General features: G+C 47.0%; 16 protein-coding genes. 6 read left to right on the top strand and 10 right to left on the bottom strand.

Annotated features, from left to right (window positions below; translation table 11 throughout):
* The first annotated feature begins 3 nt into the window (after nucleotides 1-3).
* The 3 genes from ACXAFI_RS13925 to ACXAFI_RS13935 all read left to right on the top strand — a co-directional run bounded on the left by ACXAFI_RS13925 (nucleotide 4) and on the right by ACXAFI_RS13935 (nucleotide 4,165).
* Entirely contained in the window at nucleotides 4-897 is an 894-nt protein-coding gene (locus tag ACXAFI_RS13925) for a ketopantoate reductase family protein (protein WP_475109296.1), read from the top strand.
* Between the two features lie 825 nt (nucleotides 898-1,722).
* A complete protein-coding gene (locus ACXAFI_RS13930) occupies nucleotides 1,723-2,400 on the top strand; it encodes a winged helix-turn-helix domain-containing protein (RefSeq protein WP_152452212.1) in 678 nt (225 codons plus the stop codon).
* Nucleotides 2,378-4,165, top strand: coding sequence for a sensor histidine kinase (locus ACXAFI_RS13935; protein WP_475109297.1), 1,788 nt, complete (start codon nucleotides 2,378-2,380; stop codon nucleotides 4,163-4,165). Before ACXAFI_RS13930 ends, ACXAFI_RS13935 begins: the two co-directional genes overlap by 23 nt.
* A gap of 141 nt (nucleotides 4,166-4,306) precedes the next feature.
* Here the strand turns inward: ACXAFI_RS13935 and ACXAFI_RS13940 are convergent, their stop codons facing one another.
* From ACXAFI_RS13940 to ACXAFI_RS13955, 4 genes are all read right to left on the bottom strand, one after another.
* A complete protein-coding gene (locus tag ACXAFI_RS13940; RefSeq protein WP_475109298.1) occupies nucleotides 4,307-7,018 on the bottom strand; it encodes a LamG domain-containing protein in 2,712 nt (903 codons plus the stop codon).
* A 575-nt stretch (nucleotides 7,019-7,593) separates the two neighbouring features.
* A complete protein-coding gene (groL, locus tag ACXAFI_RS13945) occupies nucleotides 7,594-9,234 on the bottom strand; it encodes a chaperonin GroEL (RefSeq protein ID WP_444921368.1) in 1,641 nt (546 codons plus the stop codon).
* 48 nt (nucleotides 9,235-9,282) lie between these two features.
* Complete coding sequence (locus tag ACXAFI_RS13950) at nucleotides 9,283-9,576, bottom strand: co-chaperone GroES (protein WP_444921367.1); 294 nt, start codon at nucleotides 9,574-9,576, stop codon at nucleotides 9,283-9,285.
* Nucleotides 9,577-9,792: 216 nt separating this feature from the next.
* Nucleotides 9,793-10,269 (bottom strand): FxsA family protein, encoded by a 477-nt coding sequence (locus ACXAFI_RS13955; protein WP_475109299.1) that lies wholly within the window; start codon nucleotides 10,267-10,269, stop codon nucleotides 9,793-9,795.
* Between the two features lie 154 nt (nucleotides 10,270-10,423).
* On the opposite strand from ACXAFI_RS13955, the gene cfa reads away from it, so the two are divergent.
* A complete protein-coding gene (cfa, locus tag ACXAFI_RS13960; RefSeq protein WP_475109300.1) occupies nucleotides 10,424-11,569 on the top strand; it encodes a cyclopropane fatty acyl phospholipid synthase in 1,146 nt (381 codons plus the stop codon).
* A gap of 149 nt (nucleotides 11,570-11,718) precedes the next feature.
* Nucleotides 11,719-12,510 (top strand): hypothetical protein, encoded by a 792-nt coding sequence (locus ACXAFI_RS13965; RefSeq protein WP_475109301.1) that lies wholly within the window; start codon nucleotides 11,719-11,721, stop codon nucleotides 12,508-12,510.
* A 116-nt stretch (nucleotides 12,511-12,626) separates the two neighbouring features.
* Here ACXAFI_RS13965 and ACXAFI_RS13970 read toward each other — a convergent pair whose 3' ends face one another.
* Nucleotides 12,627-13,388, bottom strand: a complete 762-nt coding sequence (locus ACXAFI_RS13970) for an SDR family oxidoreductase (RefSeq protein ID WP_475109302.1) — start codon at nucleotides 13,386-13,388, stop codon at nucleotides 12,627-12,629.
* Between the two features lie 77 nt (nucleotides 13,389-13,465).
* The gene (locus tag ACXAFI_RS13975) at nucleotides 13,466-14,479 is read right to left on the bottom strand and encodes a DUF481 domain-containing protein (RefSeq protein ID WP_475109303.1); all 1,014 of its coding nucleotides are present in this window, start codon (nucleotides 14,477-14,479) and stop codon (nucleotides 13,466-13,468) included.
* A gap of 247 nt (nucleotides 14,480-14,726) precedes the next feature.
* Here ACXAFI_RS13975 and ACXAFI_RS13980 point away from each other — a divergent pair, with 247 nt between their 5' ends.
* Nucleotides 14,727-15,041 (top strand): MGMT family protein, encoded by a 315-nt coding sequence (locus ACXAFI_RS13980; RefSeq protein ID WP_152452192.1) that lies wholly within the window; start codon nucleotides 14,727-14,729, stop codon nucleotides 15,039-15,041.
* Nucleotides 15,042-15,088: 47 nt separating this feature from the next.
* Here the strand turns inward: ACXAFI_RS13980 and ACXAFI_RS13985 are convergent, their stop codons facing one another.
* The 4 genes from ACXAFI_RS13985 to ACXAFI_RS14000 all read right to left on the bottom strand — a co-directional run bounded on the left by ACXAFI_RS13985 (nucleotide 15,089) and on the right by ACXAFI_RS14000 (nucleotide 19,702).
* Nucleotides 15,089-16,363 carry an AmpG family muropeptide MFS transporter gene (locus ACXAFI_RS13985; protein WP_475109304.1) on the bottom strand — a complete coding sequence of 425 codons (1,275 nt, stop codon included), beginning with the start codon at nucleotides 16,361-16,363 and terminating at the stop codon, nucleotides 15,089-15,091.
* Nucleotides 16,364-16,657: 294 nt separating this feature from the next.
* Complete coding sequence (locus ACXAFI_RS13990; protein WP_444921360.1) at nucleotides 16,658-18,013, bottom strand: AmpG family muropeptide MFS transporter; 1,356 nt, start codon at nucleotides 18,011-18,013, stop codon at nucleotides 16,658-16,660.
* Nucleotides 18,014-18,106: 93 nt separating this feature from the next.
* Nucleotides 18,107-18,682: a YbhB/YbcL family Raf kinase inhibitor-like protein gene (locus tag ACXAFI_RS13995; RefSeq protein WP_305848665.1), complete on the bottom strand. Its 576-nt coding sequence runs from the start codon at nucleotides 18,680-18,682 to the stop codon at nucleotides 18,107-18,109.
* Nucleotides 18,683-18,715: 33 nt separating this feature from the next.
* On the bottom strand, nucleotides 18,716-19,702 hold the full coding sequence (locus ACXAFI_RS14000) for a threonine ammonia-lyase (protein WP_475109305.1): 987 nt from the start codon (nucleotides 19,700-19,702) through the stop codon (nucleotides 18,716-18,718).
* Between the last annotated feature and the right edge of the window lie 8 nt (nucleotides 19,703-19,710).

Here is a 19,710-nt window from a genome sequence, read left to right on the forward strand (position 1 = left end):
CCAATGGAGCCGATGCAAAAAGGAAAGATACTAATACTCGGGGCCGGCTCCATTGGATCTTACTTAGCCGCAAAATTTTTTCAAACAAATTATCATGTAGATGTTATAGGAAGAAAGGCTGACAGGATTGGGGATCGACTTCACATCAATAACCAGGCATTTGATTTTCCACTGACCTCAAGTGAGGTCAATATACAGTTAACCTACGATTTCATTTTCTTGACATGCAAAGTCTTTGATCTAAAAAAAAATCTGCATAAATTAAAGGAAAGAAGCCCAAAATCAAAAGTTATAATATTACTGCAAAACTGTCTCTTTGATATTTCCGAACTTGAACGCACTTATAATCAGGACTTAACTAGCATTCTGGTGTATGACGGCTTCAATTTAATCGAGAACAGATTAAAGCACACTCAGGGTTCTGGATTTCTCATTGGGAGCGACAAACACACAGAAAGCTTACTTCACCTATTTAAAGACTCACACATAGAAATAAAAAAAACTGAAAATATCCAACAGCATCGAATTGAAAAAGCCATTTATAACTGTGTGATAAATATATTCTCTGCCACCCACTCAAAAACCATCAAGGAACTATTTGCCGACGCAGAAATAACTGAACACATGCAAAATATACTCTATGAATCTCATGAAGTTCTGTCACAAGAAATGGAGATTGCACAAACTAAAGAGATAATGTGGGATAACCTAAGTCGACTCGCCAGTAATCTGGACCACCATACATCAACCTACCAGGACGTCAGAGAAAACAAAGTTACAGAGCTTGCCTTTTTAAATGGCTTTATTATTGATTTGGGGCGCAAAGTAGGTATAGCTACCCCCCTAAATATTGAGGCCGTGGATAAATTTAAGAGAAAATATCCCAATCTATATTGACTTTTCATGGCATCATGAAGAGTCGGACAAAGCTAAGCCACATACTATAAAAAAAAGATCACAGACCTTCCCTACTATTTTTCCAACTGTCTAACAGCTGACTTTAAAGTTACCCAGCATCCAGATACCCATTTGGCTATGGATATTACTCAATCAGGCAGTTATGAAAGTCAACAGGTGGCCAATTAATAGTGGATCGGGCACTGTAATTTATGCAAAGAGTAGCTTAAATAAGATGATAACCTCGGCCGACCCACATCACCCTGACGATTTATAGCATGTACTAGAAAAGATCTAAGAATCACACCATATTTATCAAAACGCCTGAATTCTTCTCGGAATCCTTTGCCGTGAGCGGGTAAATCACGCTCGCCCAATATAGATATTGACTACAGCACCCATACTACAAGAGTCAACCCAAATCTGCATTGAATACTGCTAAGAGTATTCAAAGTTTAGCCCCCCTTACAGCCTTAAATCATCTGAAGAGTTCAATGACGCTAACTGATAAAATTAATTTGCAGGCAGCAGTTCATAATGGGAAAATACCGGCATCAAAATCATTAAAGAAGAAAATAGGTCCAACAAAATAGATAATATGTGGAAATTTTTACCTAATTATGGTGACCTAACATTATACCCAGCATCCAATGTATCTAAATTTTGTGAATAGACTCAAACAATATTCAATGTCAGCTGTCTATCATAGGCGATAGACATTGAAACCCAGACCCTTGTCAACAACATTATTTTGTTTTTTAGCTGAATAAGCTTACGAGAAGCAGTCCACCCCCTCAAGTTAGGCAATTTAACTCTTATTGATTTATGCGTATCTGTATCATAGAAGACGATATAAAGTTAAGCCATTACCTTTTGAAAAGCCTCACCCAAGAAGGACATAGTGTTGAGCTTTGCCATGATGGAAAAACAGGGTTGATTCAAGCCAGCACTGAATCGTTTGATGCCATTGTACTTGATCGGATGCTTCCCGGTTTAAACGGGTTGAATTTACTAAAAGCTTTGCGAGAAATGAAAATATATACCCCAGTTTTGATGCTAAGCAATCTGGGGGAAGTAGATCATCGCGTTGAAGGATTACGTAATGGGTGTGATGATTACCTAGCCAAGCCGTTTTCATTCGCTGAGCTTCTAGCCAGAATAGAAGTAATTGGTAAGCGTCGCCCTCTGTCCAGCGCTCAAAAGTCCCTCATTGTTTCAGACCTTGAGCTAAACCTGTTAAGCAGACAAGCCCAGCGCAAAGACCGAAGAATCGATTTGTTAACTAGAGAGTTCAAGCTTCTAGAGTACTTGATGCTACATGAGGGGCAGGTCGTCACAAAAACTATGCTACTGGAGCAAGTCTGGGATCTACACTTCGATCCAAAAACCAACGTAGTTGAAGTGCATATTAGCAGACTCAGAAAAAAAATTGACCACCCACTCGAAACCCCACTTATTCATACGATTAGGGGGGCTGGATATGTCCTTCACAAAAAAGATTAAACTTCTGAAGAGTTCAAACTTCAAATTAGCGACTATTACATTCAGCCTTGTCTGCCTTAGCTCTACTATATCTCTAATAGCAACTTATTTTTTAACAAAAAAATCATTAGTTGAACCTGCGCTTTCTCTAATTGAGGAAACCGCCAAAGAGTCCATCACAGAGATCGACGAGCTTGGATTTTTTCACCCTAGAATATATCCTAAATTCCAAGAAATAAAACCTAAAAACTTTATCAATAACGAAGCATCACCGTCAAAATTCACAAAGAGCTATATAGAGTTTTTTACTAACCTTATTTCCCAAGAAAATTTAGATCAACAAGAAAAACTTGCCGCTCAGGGGCGACTATTTGCACTCGGTGAAGATATAAACCCACCACTAAAATATATACCCTCTATTCTGATTTGGCACTTGTTGAATAGCGAGTTCCCTGAAGACTTCCACGACTATATAGATAACATAACGGACGAGCGATTTAACGATTGGCCTGAATACCATAAAAAGATACAAAGTGATCAAACTTTACTTGCAAAGCACTATATCGAAGCCGAATATTTTTTAGACACCGAAGAGCTCTGTGTACAAATTTTAGACAGCAATCATAATTCCATCCTTAGCAATATCGAAAGACCTACGCCTGGAAATCTAAAATATAAGTCTGCGTACACAGTTATTTCTAACTCAGACTCCACATTTCAACAAGAAAATAACCAAAAGGTTTGCCTTGTAAAAGCTTATCCTCTATCCGATGGAGGTTCATTATTACTGGGAAGGGAATTCACCAGGGAATACGAATTACTGGAATTGCTTAAAACTATTATTTTTATAGGATTTTTAATTACCGTACTCATAAGCCTGTTATGTGGATATCTTGTATCCCGGCATGCCGTAAAAAGAATCAGTGAAATCAACCAAGTATGCCGTCAAATTAAGATGGGAGACCTTAGCAAACGCGTGCCAGTTAACAATAGTGGCAGCGACTATGATCAACTCGCTCTTCATATCAACTCAATGTTAGACAAAATCCAGCAGCTAATGTCTGGAGTGAAGCAAGTTTCCGACAATATTGCCCATGATCTAAAATCTCCTCTTACACGTCTCCGAGGCCAATTAGAATTATTACTCTCTATGGAAAAACTGGAGAGAGGGACTATTGAGGCTATCATAGACGAAAACGATAGGATTATTGATTGCTTTAATGCCTTACTAAGAATTTCACAAATTGAGCAAGGCGCACGTAGATCAGCGTTTAAGAGCTTTTCTTTACATCATGTCATTGACACACTCGTCGATGTCTATGAACCAACATTCCAAGATCTGGGAATACAATTATCCCTTAATTCAAATGATGAACAGCATTTTATCTATGGGGATAAAGAGCAATGGTCACAAGCTATTGCCAACCTATTGGACAATGTAATTAAGTATGCCCCCCACAGTGGAAATCTAGATATAAGCCTAACTACTTCTTTCCATAAAGATGGGAACTACCTTCACTTAGAATTGCATGATAGAGGACCTGGAATTCCAGAGGACGACCTTCAAAAGGTCTTTGAAAGGTTTTATAGACTGGAATCACACAGGCATACGAGAGGTAATGGGCTAGGGCTGAGTCTTGTAATGGCTGTTTGTAATTTACATAATGCCAAAATCAAACTCAACAATTGCAAAGGGTTACTTGTTCAGATAGATATTCCAATAAGGAAGAAATCACACTTCCAAGACTCATCTAGCTCCAAGAACATTGAAACGGCTCAACTATAATGATCTTGCAAGTAATATAGATGTAATAGGACACGTTTATACCTTAACGTTGAAGAAAAGTTAGCTGTTCCAAAGGCAGCTATCCTTCAGGATAGCTGCCTTTCTAATTACTCACTCAATTTAAACTAAGAATTACTAGGATTAACCGTTTACATCAAGATTTGGTTTAATATCAATAGTTACGTCTGAAGTTGCTGCCACAGGTAGCCATATGATTAAACTTTGAGTGCCATCTGTATCCCTGATAATACCTGTTTTTGCTTCAGTTAAAATTTGACCATTATATTTTACCTGTGGGAGTTCATTTGATCCCCATTGGCGAACAACTAATGTCGGGTTCTGTAAAGGATTTGTATCACTGGCCTTTACCATCAGGGATATTTCATTTGCTGCTTTTGAAGCTGTCAGTCTATAAGCACGCTCGTCAGTAATATAAGTGACCGTATTACTGTCAGCGCCCTTGATAGCATTCATTTTAGGCGGAGAGATCCATGATTTTGCCAAACCTTGTAGATCTGTTGGGGTACCCTGGGTAAAACCATACATCATAGATCCCGTACCATACTCAAAAGCTTCAAGATTCCCGACTGCAAAGTGAGATACTCGATCGTTGGTAACAGAAAATCGACCATCTGAAGGGATTTGTGCCACCGGCCAATGATTCCACGGCCCCGCAAAGGGGAAAACACTGCCCAAGAAGTCAATATACTCTGAGCTTTCCTCATTAGAGGAGGGGAAGAAACCTCCGCCCTGACTTACTCCGAAGACCTTCCAATTAGTTTGGCTATTCAGAACAGCAATATTACCAGGCAAAGGCGTCTGATCATTATCCGGCCTAGGATATAGGACATCAAAACTTTCACCTGTAAGACCTGAAATTGAAACCGCATTGTAATTCAAAAAGTCTTCAGCTTTTTGATCCGGACCCAGCAGCCATTGAAAGTCCTGATAAAATTCAATCCCCCCTTCATCAGCCGCAGGATGATAAAACACATCCCGGATTGCCACACCATCGGGATAAATTGTATGCACCTCATCAATATAAGCAGTATTCATTACAGGCAAATCAAATACATCTGCCGCAGCATAACGCCAGTGAACTTTAACCCGTGCCGATGTATTTTCAATCATACGAACATGGGTACGTAAGGCCGCTTTATCAGACATATGCTCGGCCAAAGAGACGATTGGATTGAAAACTGAGGCTGGTGTTTCAGGATCATCCGGGTCTGGTATTATCAGTTCAACACTCTGGTCAGACATCCACCGATTATCTGTTACGAGGTTCATACCATGAGAAGTTCCTCGCCAATAAACATAGCTAATTGGCTTATCATCGAATCGGACAACAATATCCTCGCTCTCTGTCACTCTCCACATATTATCCCAAGCATCATTAAATTCTAATTTTGTATAGATGCCACCAAATTTTTGCGGGTATTTTTCCAGATCAGGCAGTTGCCGCTTTTTGTAGCTTGAATCAGGATCACTTTTTAATGCAGATTTAAAGCCATTATAGGTATCGGTAAACTCCTTAGCGGTTAGTGCTCGATTATAAAGAGCGATTTCATCAACTGCCCCTTCAATACCAAATAGACTCGAGAAATGATTGAACTCATCAACTTCACCTTCCCGCACCCCATCGGTGGCAGGTAATGCTGATTGATTCATACCAATTATTAATGGCATATCAGGGGTTGATAGATCTATATTTAAGGCTTGACTTTTATCTGCTATCCCGTTGATAAACAGGGATACATCATTTCTTGCTGAAACGCCAACCTGAACCCACTGATTCCTTGGAATGACACTTTGGGAGACTAGTGTTTTACCATTCGCAGTAAACAACAGCTTTCCGCTGGAATTTACTCCAAAATAGAAGCCCTCTTTTCCTACTTCCTTCGACTGGTGAATGATAGGTGCATTGTTCCAAGGATATGCCGCTAGATTGATCCAAGCTTCAATAGAAACAGAGTTACTTAGTTTAGGAATTTCATCCTGCGCCACAACCACAGCAGACCTGTAACCATCTAAAGAGAGCGCCGAACCAGATACACCACCAATCCAATCACCACCATGACTGTCAATATATCCTGTAGCTGAATTCTGGCTATCGGTAGTACTAGTGCCCTCCCCTTCATCAAACTTCCAGTACGCTATAGGTTGATTTGGGAGTGAACGGTTAACAATCGCTCTCTTATTAATATCTGCAGCATCTAACACCAAGGAACCAGGCTTTTCATGCACATCAACAATACCGCTTTCCGTGAGGCGCATAGTTTGAAGTACAGATCCTTTACCCGCCTTCCAATCTGTAATGCTGTCAGTACCCGGGCGATATAAACGCGTGATACTGCCATCGTGAGTGATGGTAAATATCTCGTGAACCACCCCTTCGGGATCTCTTCCTTTCAATGCATCGGCTTCAGGAAAGTAGCGCCAATGAATGACAATTTTTTTATCTGTCTGCTCTAAAATACGAACAAAGGAAAAATCATTTGACTTATCAAACCGTACATTTGCTTCACCAGGAATATCAGCCAAATGGTCAACAGGTGTCGAACCACCCGAAAAATGCCAAACGGGTCTATAACTATGTTCGCGCGAAAAAACAAATTTGCCTTTTCCATCAATGTTGACAATAACATCGGCATAGGGGCCTGAGATTTTTTCTGGAATATCTGGTGAATTAACACGAGTATAATACGCAAAAAAACCTTTCTCTGTTTGAGTGAAGCCATCTTGTGGCGCTTTTGATTCTGATGCCACACCCTGATTAGAGTTAGTCGAATCTTTACAACCTAGCACGGCAAGACATATAGCCAGCACAAGGTTACCTTTTGGCGTTAACATATCTACTCTTTCCTCTCATTTAATGAGAAAGAGTTTAAAAGAGCAGCTTAACGTCAGGCTGGATTGAACATTAAATATATTTAATATACATATATAAATAGCAATGATTACTTCAACGGAGTTATTCAGAGGCCCCTTAGTGTGTTCTTATTCCTAAAAACACCCTAGTTTTCTCATTTGGAGTTGCGCCTGTAGGGTTTACCAGTAAATCAGTCCACTTTTCAAATTAAGCTATCGACCTCCCCCCCCCGATAATTGCCACTTCCAATCTCAACAGTGTATATCTGGAGTCAGCGATCTTTGTTTCCTGCCTATTAAATTAATTACAGCTAAAATTCCACCTATCAATGACACACTCAAGGGAACCGTTGAGCTTCTTACTGAACATGCTGAAGTCATAGGATTTAAGGCACAACCAAAAAATTTAAGTGAAAAGCCTTGGCCTGTTACTGAATTCATACTGCTTTGTACTGCGCACCACAATAAAAACTGGCCCTATCTTTTGCTCTTATTTTTATTATTCAAAAAAAAAGCCCCGCATTTGCGGGGCTTTTTAGAGAGGCTAAATGGCCGGCTTACATCATGCCGCCCATACCGCCCATACCACCCATGCCGCTCATATCAGGAGCAGCCGGCTTGTCTTCCGGGATCTCTGCAACCATGGCTTCAGTGGTGATCATCAGGCCAGCGATAGAAGCAGCCGCTTGCAGTGCAGAGCGAGTTACTTTAGCTGGGTCCAGGATACCCATTTCCAGCATATCGCCGTACTCGCCAGTAGCTGCGTTGTAACCGAAGTTACCTTCACCTTGCTTCACTTTATCAACAACTACAGACGCTTCGTCACCGGCGTTGGCAACGATCTGACGCAGAGGCATTTCCATAGCGCGCAGGGCTGCAGCGATGCCGTGGTTCTGGTCTTCGTTGTCACCAGTTACAGTGATAGCCTGGGTAGCGCGAACCAGAGCGGTACCACCGCCAGGTACTACACCTTCCTCTACTGCAGCGCGGGTAGCGTGCAGTGCGTCTTCAACGCGGGCTTTCTTCTCTTTCATTTCTACTTCAGTAGCGGCGCCTACTTTGATTACCGCAACACCGCCAGCCAGTTTGGCTACGCGCTCTTGCAGCTTCTCTTTGTCGTAGTCGGAAGAAGACTCTTCGATCTGCGCACGGATCTGGCCAACGCGAGCTTCGATGTCTTTAACATCGCCAGCACCGTCAACGATTACAGTGTTCTCTTTGGACAGGGTTACGCGCTTAGCAGTACCCAGGTGCTCCAGAGTAGTACCTTCCAGCTCCAGACCAACTTCTTCAGAAATTACGGTGCCGCCAGTCAGGATAGCGATGTCCTGCAGCATGGCTTTACGACGGTCGCCGAAGCCAGGCGCTTTAACAGCAGCTACTTTAACGATGCCGCGCATGCTGTTTACAACCAGAGTAGCCAGTGCTTCGCCTTCTACGTCTTCGGCGATGATCAGCAGCGGCTTGGAAGCTTTAGCTACTTGCTCCAGCAGGGGCAGCAGGTCACGGATGTTGGAGATTTTCTTGTCTACCAGCAGGATGAACGGATTGTCCAGCTCGGCAGTCATGTTCTCTTGGTTGGTGATGAAGTAAGGAGACAGGTAGCCGCGGTCGAACTGCATACCTTCTACTACGTCCAGCTCGTTTTCCAGGCCGGAACCTTCTTCAACGGTGATAACACCTTCTTTGCCAACTTTTTCCATAGCTTCAGCAATGATGGTACCAACGCTCTCGTCGCTGTTAGCGGAGATAGTACCTACCTGAGCAATAGACTTGGTGTCGGCGCAAGGAGTGGACAGGCTCGCAATGTGCTCAACAGCAGCAACTACGGCTTTGTCGATACCGCGCTTCAGGTCCATTGGGTTGAAGCCAGCAGCTACGGACTTCAGGCCTTCGGTTACGATAGCCTGAGCCAGAACGGTAGCAGTGGTGGTGCCGTCACCAGCAGTGTCGGAAGCTTTGGAAGCAACTTCCTTCACCATTTGCGCACCCATGTTTTCGAACTTGTCTTTCAGTTCGATTTCTTTGGCTACGGAAACACCGTCTTTAGTTACGGTAGGAGCACCGAAGGACTTGTCCAGAACTACGTTGCGGCCTTTAGGACCCAGGGTAGTTTTAACGGCGTCTGCCAGAATGTTTACGCCTTTCAGCATTTTCTGACGAGCGTCGTCAGCGAAAATTACGTCTTTAGCTGCCATGATTCTTATTCCTCAAATTCTTTGTGCGAGTAACGTTGGGTGCTTAAATTAGCCTTCCAACACGCCGTAGATGTCACCTTCGTTCATGATGATCAGCTCTTCGCCGTCCACCTTGAGGGTATTGCTGTCGGCGTAGCGACCGAAAACAACAGTGTCACCTACCTTGACTGACAGTGCGCGAACATCGCCATTGTCCAGCAGTTTGCCCTCACCCACGGCTACCACTTCGCCTTGGTTCGGCTTTTCCTTGGCAGCGCCCGGCAGTACGATACCGCCAGCTGACATCGCTTCTTCTTCCTTACGGCGTACTACGACGCGGTCGTGTAAAGGACGAATTTTCATGGATAAGTTCTCCATTGAGTCGTTTTTTAAGGTTTTTCAACATCGGCGGTACCAGCCCTAGGGGCCAGTAACCTCACCCCTCCCTGATTATCAGGGGCGGGGTTTAATTCAGAGTTGCTCCCTATCTATGGGCGCGAGAATAGATTTCAACACTCTTCTGTGAAAAAACTACAAAAGTACCGGGTGAAGAGTAAAAATGTGCACTATTTAACCAAATCAGTCTTTATCACGCTTGTGGCCCACCTGTTCTCTAGACTTTTTCTCATCTCGTGAAAACTCTCCCTCGATGATGTCTGGACCACGCTGACTGGAGTCGGATCTGTGGGGGCCACCGGGGCGGACTATGGTGACATGACGCAACAGTCTTCCCAATAGCAGTTGGCGCAACCCCGGTATCAGGCAGGCAAATCCGATGGCATCGGTGATAAATCCAGGGGTCAGCAGCAGCGCGCCGCCCACAGCGAGAAAAATCCCCTCGACCATCTCTTTGGCGGGAATATCACCGGTACGCATCTTCTCCTGAGCCCGCATCAGGGTCGACAACCCCTGGCGACGCAGGAGGGTTACACCAACGATGGCTGTCAAAAATACCAGTCCAATGGTTGGCAAGGCGCCGATTTCTCTCCCTACGGTGATTAACACCCACATTTCAAGTACAGGTAGGACTATAAATAGAAGCAGCAAGGGACGCATAGAGAGAATTCCTGATCTAAAAGCCCATCCCAACTATAAGGGCGAGAAGGAGCTTGAGGTGTTGTCGATATGCTGAAGTAAATGGAGTGGCGAGGCAAATTATTCAAGGGCGCCATATTCAACCCCACAATAACCGGGAGAGAGGGAGGCTTAGATGGCAAGCGAACAGCAGGATGCCTTGGAGGCACCGACCATTGGTCGCAGCCGACATTTAGTCGATGATATTTTGGCCGAGGCCGATGTTCGAATTAATGGTGACAGACCCTGGGACATCCAGCTGCACCGGGAAGAAGCACTGGACGAGATTGTCGCTCGTCAAAGTTTGGGGTTGGGCGAGACCTATATGCGAGGCGACTGGGATGTTCCGGCTTTAGATCAGTTTATGACCCGTGTGATCAAGGCAGACCTAGATCGTCATATGAAAACCTGGCGCAATACCTGGCGCTATCTGCGCAGCTATTGCATCAACCTGCAAAGTCGCAATCGAGCCTTCGAAGTGGGTGAACACCACTACGATCTCGGCAATGAATTTTACGCCGCCATGCTCGACAGCCGCCTTACCTACAGTTGCGGTTACTGGAAAGATGCGCAAACCCTGGATGAGTCCCAGGAGGCAAAACTGGACCTCATATGCCGTAAACTGCAATTAGAGCCCGGTATGAAGCTGCTGGATATCGGCTGCGGCTGGGGAAGCCTGATTGGCTATGCCGCGCAAAAATACCAGGTAGAGTGTGTTGGTATCACCATATCCCGCGAACAGCGGGCTTATGCCTCGGAGCGCTATGCCAATCTGCCTATTAAGGTACACCTGCAGGATTATCGTGCTCTTAATGAGCGCTTTGACCGCATTGCCAGTGTTGGCATGTTCGAGCATGTGGGCCACAAAAATCATAAAGCCTTTATGGAAGTCGGTAAGCGCTGCTTGAAGAAAGACGGTATTTTACTCCTGCACACCATCGGTAAATCCAAGCCCACCAATACAGACCCCTGGTTCGAAAAATATATTTTCCCAAATGGCGAAATACCAACAGCAGTGCGAATATCCCAAGCTGCGCAGGGAATTTTCACCAGTGAAGATTTACACAATTTCGGGCCGGACTACGACAAAACACTCCTGGCCTGGCATGAAAATTTTGAACGCAATTGGCCCCGCTTTGCAGATCGTTACGGAAGAAAGTTTTCTCGCATGTGGCGATTTTATTTATTAACCAGCGCTGCAACATTTAGATCACGAAGGCTGCAGTTGTGGCAATGGATGTTTTCCAATAATCGCACCGGTGGGGTGGAACGTATTTGCTGAGCAAATACAACGCCTATCCATGCGAATATAAACACATTTAAAATTGAGCACGGGTGACTGGCCAAAAGACAGCCACCCAGCTCTTGCCCTCTTCATCAAGCGCCCTACCTATCCTACAGGCCAGCCTCACTGGTTAAGGATTTCCTGCAATGCATTTCTTATTTGAAACTACTGATGGCCTAAAGCTGCTGATACAAATTCACACCTTCACAGCGATTGTCCTCACCGTTCTTGCTATCCCGCTGACCATATTGATGAAGAAAGGGAGCATCTACCACCGCGCCTGCGGTATAACCTCATTGTTACTAGCCGTTATATTTTCTGGTAGCGCAATATTAATGCTTTTTAACCCATTCATTGTCCCACACCTGAAAGCAGACATCCCCAAATATCAGATAGATACCGCCTATGTGTACAACACGCATCCGGATCTTTTATTGCTTGGGCTAATTTCTATATTCTGCTATGCGATATTTTCCGCTTATCGCATCTGGCCTAGAACCAAACACTCAAAAGATGACCGTATTACTTCCAACCTTTTCGATTGGCTATTGACCCTGGTGGCTGCCTGGGTAGCCATTTTTTATTTCCAGGTGTTCTTGTATGACATTGGCCATCACCCCAGCTATGCCAATATCTTTCTTGTCCCATCAGCAATCATGTTGATTTTTGCCGCGTTCGACGTTTATACCTTTACTTTTCGCCCTCATATTTCCGGCAGGCCCTGGTGGGCTTTACATATGAGCAAGATGCTTCTCGCCTGGATCACACTGATAAAAGGTTTTTTATTCAGAGACTTTCATTTATCTCTCAACAAGACTGTTTTCCACGAAGTCATGTCCACTGTTGTATGGATCGTTGTCTGCTTAATAATCTACCTAATCTTTCGCAAGAGATTTAGCCAACTGAGTAAACAGGGAAGCCCAAAAAATAAGCCATGAGTCGGCTATTGAAATAGCCTGAATTAGACTTAGGCCAGGGAAAAATATCAGGATTGGGGAAGGAATAGGTTAAAAGGGTGAACAGTGTTCACCCTTTTAACTAGATCTCTGGGCTACTAGAGACGCGCACCACCATCAACATCTAGAACACGACCAGTGATAAAGTCATTTTCCAGGATGAAGGTAACGGTGGAGGCAATCTCATCCTGATCCCCGAGACGGCGCAGCGGCACCTGTTTTACCAGGCTCTCCAGGATCTCTGGGCGCATCTGCGCAACCATATCGGTGCCAATAAAACCCGGGGCAATTGCGGCCACCCGTACACCGTAGCGGGCCAGTTCGCGGGCCCAAGTTACCGTCATTGCGGCAACCCCCGCCTTACTGGCAGAGTAATTGGTTTGCCCCATATTGCCGGCACGGGAAAGACTGGAGATATTAATCATTACCCCGCCTTTGCCACTCTCCGCCATAATCCCCGCAGCCGCTCGACCACAGAGGAAAACGCCGGTCAGGTTCACATCAATTACCGATTGCCACTGGGCCAGAGACATTCGGTCAGTCACTTTGCCTTCTTTACATTTCAGCAACATGCCATCGCGCATAATACCGGCATTATTGATCAGCACCTGCAGGCCACCGAAGTCCTCAGCAATTTGCAGAAAGCCCTTGTCCACCTCTTCTTCATTGGCGACATTGATCACATAGCTACGCGCCTCTGCGCCGTGCTGCTCACAAGCGGCGACGCTCTGCTTGAGACCGTCCTCGTTGACATCAATCAATGCCAGCCGGGCTCCGCGCGCAGCCAGGTATTCCGCCATTGCACGCCCTAAACCTTGGCCCGCGCCAGTAATCGCCACTATGCTGCCGGCAATCTGCATGATGAACTCCTTATTTTTTAATATTTTATTGCGGTTGTGCCCTGACACCTTCCCTAACAGAATGTGCCAGCAAAATCTTACCATTCATAACCGACACCCACGGTTACCTTGGTATCTTCTTTTTCACTCTCCAGTGACGGGGTATTGTCGTATTGCCACTGATAGCCAATTTCCATTAAAACACCTTCCACCAATGGGGTGCGCACCCCGACTTTGGCATTCGCCTGATAGTCATCACCGTGATCAAAGGATTGCAGTGTTTCCTGGTCGAAGTAAATTTCCGGGCCGAGGGAAAATTTATAGCGATAATTCATCGCTATGCGACCCGCAACATACTGGTCATCCTGGCCTTCGCTCAGTTCTGCATCGATAAAGTCTTCCTGCAGGCTACTGACACCGCCTTCCAGGGAAAAAGCGGTTTTATCGGTATCGTAAAACAAGTAACCCAGACCGAGACCCATCGTGGTGCCCAAGTCTAAGTTTCGTGCTTCTTCGTGTTCGAGCGCTGTATTCGCCGCGGCAAACCATTTTTCCGCAAAGATCCAGCGGAGATCATAAGTGAACTGATATTTTTCCAGGTCACCGTCGGCTTCACTGTCCTGATTCTGATATAGGGCACTGAGCAAGTGATGGAAGTCTCCGTGACGCACATCCAGATTAATATTTGCATCTAGATCTTCGCGCTCACGGTTGCCGGATTCAAAGACCCCGCCCGCACTGACATTGCCATGGAATACCACCGGGTTACTGACAAAGTGGGGATAGGGTTCGGCGCGCTCAACACCGGGAAAATCTATCAACCAACCATCTCCCTCTGCGCAATAAACTTCCCATTGTTCCTGGTGGTGCCCCGCCAGGGTACAAGGCTCATCGCGCCCGGCAATTTTCAAGTCAGTATCGACATCCATAGAAACAACTTTGGACTTATCAACTTTGACCTGGCCAAAAGTTTCTGACTTCCAAATTACCTGCTCGCTATCAACCAGAACCAGCTCTCCCTGGATACGATCACCATTCTCAAGGGTGAGCACACCGGCATGGAGTGACAAAGGGGCCAGGCAGAGAAGAGTTTGCGTGAAAAACTTAGACAAGCGTGTCGATAGAACCACAGGAGGACCTTAAAGTTTCTGGGTGAACCAACAGTGAAAACCGTTCTAAAAAAAACGAAACAAGCTGCAATAATGCCATAACTGTCAATAATCTGGCACGCCGTTACTACTCAACAAGCAAAAGGAAAAAACGGGCACGGCAGCTTTAGATACGCATTTATAGCCTATTCGGCACCAATTGCGGCAAACTGAGGCAAACTTCCGATAAGTGGTTAAGTAGAGAGATTTAGTGAGCGAAGAACAAACTAGCAGTGCACTTGCCAGAATATGTCGCGTTTTGGCCTCAATCCCAAGTGGCTATGTAGTCACTTATGGGGATTTGGCAGAAATGGCCGGCTTTCCCAGAGCAGCTCGACTCGCCGGCCAACAACTGAGGAAGTTACCCAAAGACACAAATCTCCCCTGGCACAGAGTCATCAACGCCCAGGGACGTATCTCCCTGCCCGAGCCCGGGGCCTCGCGCCAGCGGGAGCGACTACAGAAGGAGGGGGTTAGCTTTCTCAAAGGGCGAGTGGATATGGCTAGATATCGGTGGAAGCCCTAGGGGAGCCTGTCCGGCAAACAAGCTAAAGAGCGATATGGCCCGCAATATCAGGCTTCTTCGCCCTCCCCCTTCCACGGGGCCACGGCAAAGAGTAACAACATCCCTGGAACCGCAAGAACGGCGCACAGCAAGAAGAAGTTGATCCATCCCATAGACTCCACCAAATAGCCCGTAGAGGCATTGGCAAAAGTTCTGGGCAGGGAGGTCAGCGCCGTAAAGAGCGCTAATTGTGTCGCGGTATGCAATTTACTCGTGGTTCGAGCAATAAAGGCAATAAACACTGCGGTTCCAAGCCCCACCCCCAAGTATTCAAAAGCAATAACCACCGCCAGTAACCAGAGGCTGGGCTTGAACCCGGGGGTACCCACCAATCCCTCATTGGCCTGGGCCAGAATCATAAAACCAAAGATCGAAACAAGCTGAATAACCCCGAAAATCCACAGGCATTTATTAATGCCGATGCGCACAATTAACAGCCCGCCGAGAAAGCCACCAATTACCGCCGGCCAAAGCCCGGCATTTTTAGCGACAATACCAATATCCGTATTGGAATAGCCCATATCCAGGTAGTAAGGCGTCGCCAGGGCAGTAGCCATGCTATCGCCTAACTTGTACAGAAACATAAAGGCCAACACCAAGACGGCATGCCTGACGCCATTGCGACTAAAAAACTCCACAAAAGGCAAAACGATGGCTTCACGTAGTGATCTTGGTCGCGCGGCAGGGTGCTGCGGTTCGGAAACCATTAAGGTCATAAATACCGCAATCAGCATAAAGGCCGCCGTCACCCAAAACACCTGCCCCCAGGCCAGGTGATCAGAGAGAATTAAGCTGAGAGACCCCGGCACTAAGCCGGAAATGCGGTAAGCGTTGGCGTGAAAAGAGTTGCCGAGTCCCAACTCCCAGTCCGGTAGGATTTCCCGGCGAAAGGCATCCAGGACAATATCCTGGCTGGCGCTAAAAAAGGCGACACCGAAGCACAGGGCTGCGATCGTCCAAATATTAAATTGAGGGTTGAACATCCCCAGTGCGCCAATAAAGACGATCAGCAGGAGCTGCATCACCAGCATCCACCCCCGCCGCCTCCCTAATATCGGGAAAGCGTAGCGCTCCATAAGCGGCGCCCAAAGAAACTTCCAGGTATAGGGCAATCCCAGTAGGGAGAAAATACCAATCGTCGCCAGGTCCACTCCCTCGGTTCTCAGCCAAGCGGGCACCAACTGTATCAGTACAAACAACGGCATCCCCGAGGAAAAGCCGGTGCCGATACAGATCAGCATTCTCCGGTTAAATATCGCTTCCCTGACTGTTTCGTGGGACATAGTTTGTCGTGTTTATTCGTTAACTCTGCATTGAAAAGTGCCAATTACCGTAAACAAATCCGGTAGTCCTCATGGGGGAGGCAGCAATGACTATGCGCAGAAAAAGGAGTGGGTTTTCCCTCCATCAACATAGACACAAGCTGACGAAAATGCTCGGTGACTGCCGTCACCCAATGCACAAATAGCTGGTAACCAAAAACGCTAAAGGCCACATTCAGTGGCCAAAAGAAAAATCGATAAGAGTTCGAAAGGAAAAACGGAAAGTGAGGGGCACCTTATGGACGCGATAAGCCCTTAACCCGGCTGGGGCTGTTCTTCACTCCAGCCGCGTCTCTCCCGCCGCCAAAAATAGATAGAAAGGAATATGGCCGGCAGCCCCATTAATGCCGCGTAGATAAAGAAGTGGGCGTAGCCCTGAGCATCCACCACGATACCGGAGAAGCCACTGATAAATTTACCCGGCAGTGTCATGAGTGAACTGAACAGTGCATATTGGGTGGCTGTATAGGCCTTATTGGCCAGGCTGGAAAGGTAGGCAACGAGCACAGCATTAGCCATACCACCACTGATATTGTCAGCACTAATCACCAGCGCGAGCCACGCCTTGTCCGGTCCTATCAGTGCAAGCTGAGCAAACAAGAGATTGGTACACGCCACCATCACTGCACCGAGTATTAATGGGCGCAGCACACCATAGCGAACAACTAAAACCCCGCCGAGAAAGGAACCGATAATGGTACAGAAAAACCCAAATAGTTTACTGATTTCCGCGATTTCAGTCTTGGTGAACCCCAAATCCAGATAAAACGGATTCGCCATGATGCCCATGGCAATATCGCTGAGACGGAAAATACCGATAAAAACCAATAAAACAAGGGCAAAGCGACCATTGCGCTGAAAGAATTCAACAAAAGGGCACACTACGGCTCGAATAAACCACTGTTTCAGGCGGCTGTGCTCGCCCTTCCCCAACAGGCGTTCTTCCCACTCACCTTGCAGCTTATCTGCCTCTTTGTTCACCTTGCTGTGATCAGGCTCGGAGACCACCAAGCATGTAATCACCCCCACCCCCATGAGGGCTGCCATCACAAGATAAGCACCTGACCAGCTGAAAGCATCCGCAATAAATAACGCCCCGGCTCCGGCAATCAGCATTGCGACTCGATAACCAAATACGTAATTAGCCGCCATAGCACCCTGGTAATCTTCATCCATGGCCTCTATTCGGTAGGCGTCAATTGCCACATCCTGCGAAGCTGAGCAGAAGGCAACCCATAAAGCGAGCAGGGCTACTTCCATCAGTGATTGCTGCGGGTTAACGCTGGCCATACCTACTAGCCCGATAGCAATCCCCACTTGAGATACCAACATCCAACCACGGCGTTTACCCAACTTATCAGTGAAAAAAGGCAATCGTAGTTGGTCAATAATTGGGGCCCAAAGCACTTTTATCGAAAAGGTAATTCCCACCCAAGCGAAGAAACCAATAGCTGTACGGCTTACACCAAAATCTCTCAGCCAGGCGGTCAGGGTAGAGAACACCAATAAGAGCGGAAGGCCGGCAGAAAAGCCAAGAAAAAACATGGTGAGTACACGAGGCTTAAGGTAAGCACCGAGGGCTTGCCCCCATGTCAGTTGCTGCTGCGACATATTCAACCTTTCCCCTTAAACCCCATAATTGGCCTTGGTAAAATAATGCGGGCAACCAGCCCGCACTTGGCCATCAATTTAGAACTGATGCGCTCAGTGGCCCCACAGAACCTCAAGCTCGGCTTCCGCCAATTTATTGGCATTGACATTGAAGCCCACCTTGGCGGGGGAGGAATTCTCATCCAGCGGCAAAGAATCCACTTTCAGTGCATAGACCCGGAATCGATAGCGGTGATCGCCGTGACCTTTAGGAGGACAGGCACCCCCATAACCGGGGTTGCCATAATCATTGCGCCCCTGAACCGCCTCAGGTATCAAGCCGTTTTTAAGGTCACCCGCGCCCTCCGGCAAGCTGGTTACATCAGCGGGGATATTAAACATCACCCAGTGCCACCAACCGCTGCCAGTAGGCGCATCGGGATCATAGACCATCACCGCATAGCTTTTAGTTCCCTCCGGCGCGCCACTCCAGCTCAACTGGGGAGAGAGGTTCTCCCCACCACATCCGCTATACACGTGGGCCAGCGGCATCTTCCCACCGGGTTTCAGGGAGCTGGAAGAGAGGGTCAGCTGCCCTGCTTGCGCAGCCATTGTCGCCAGGAAAAGTGCTGATGCCAGCAGGCCTTTACTGAGTTTGCGGTAACTAAAACGGCGAAATCCTATATTCATTTCCAATGCTCCCATGTTTATTCTTCTATACCGTTATTCTTCTACACCGGCCAATAGGTTCGAGGCCCTATCCAGGTCCATATTGCCGCCGGTGAGGACTATCGCAACATTCTTATTGCGAAAGCGCGCACCGTGCTCAAGCACCGCCGCCAGGCCAACCGCCGCAGAGGGTTCCACCAATTGCTTGGTGCGCGTCCACAACAGTTCCATTGCCCGCACGATACCATTTTCAGAAACTGTCACAATATCCCGCACCGTGCGACGAATCACGGGGTAATTCCTGCGTCCCAGTGTGGTACGCAGACCATCGGCAATGGTATTGGGCTGCTGGGTAGTGATATGCACCCCACCGCGTAAAGATCTTTGGGCATCATCAGCACCTGCAGGTTCAGCGCCAATCACCAACACATCCGGTGCAAGAGCCGTCATGGCCAGGCCGATACCTGCCAGCAACCCCCCACCCCCTACCGGAGCCAGGATCACATCTGGAGTGAAGCCCCGATTGCGACACTGCTGCATCATTTCCAGCGCAACAGTGCCCTGCCCAGCGATAATGCGGCTGTCATCAAAAGGCGGAACCACATGGGCACCAGTCTCCTCTACTACCGCTTGCAATGCGGCTTCACGCTCGGTTTGACTGGAACCACAACTGATAATTTTGGCACCGTAACTCTGCACAGCCACTCGCTTGGCCTTGGGCGCCGTCTCTGGCATCACAACTATACAGGGCAGGCCGCGCTCAGCTGCCGCCCAGGCCAGGGCCGCGCCGTGATTTCCCGAGGAGTGCGTTGCCACCAGTTGTACCCCATCGGGCAGATTGGCAAGGGCGTTGGTGGCACCGCGGGCCTTGAAAGCACCCACTTTCTGCAGGTGCTCGCATTTGAACCAGAGATTAGCGCCCCCTATTTGGTCGAGTAATTGGGAGCGAATGAGTGGTGTTCTATGAACAGAGCCAGAAATAGTTTGAGCAGCGCAGAAAACATCCGCGCTAGTGGGCAGGTCGTTACGGTCCGATGGCATGGCTTTCT

The organism is Microbulbifer sp. ABH2_005 (assembly GCF_056160005.1).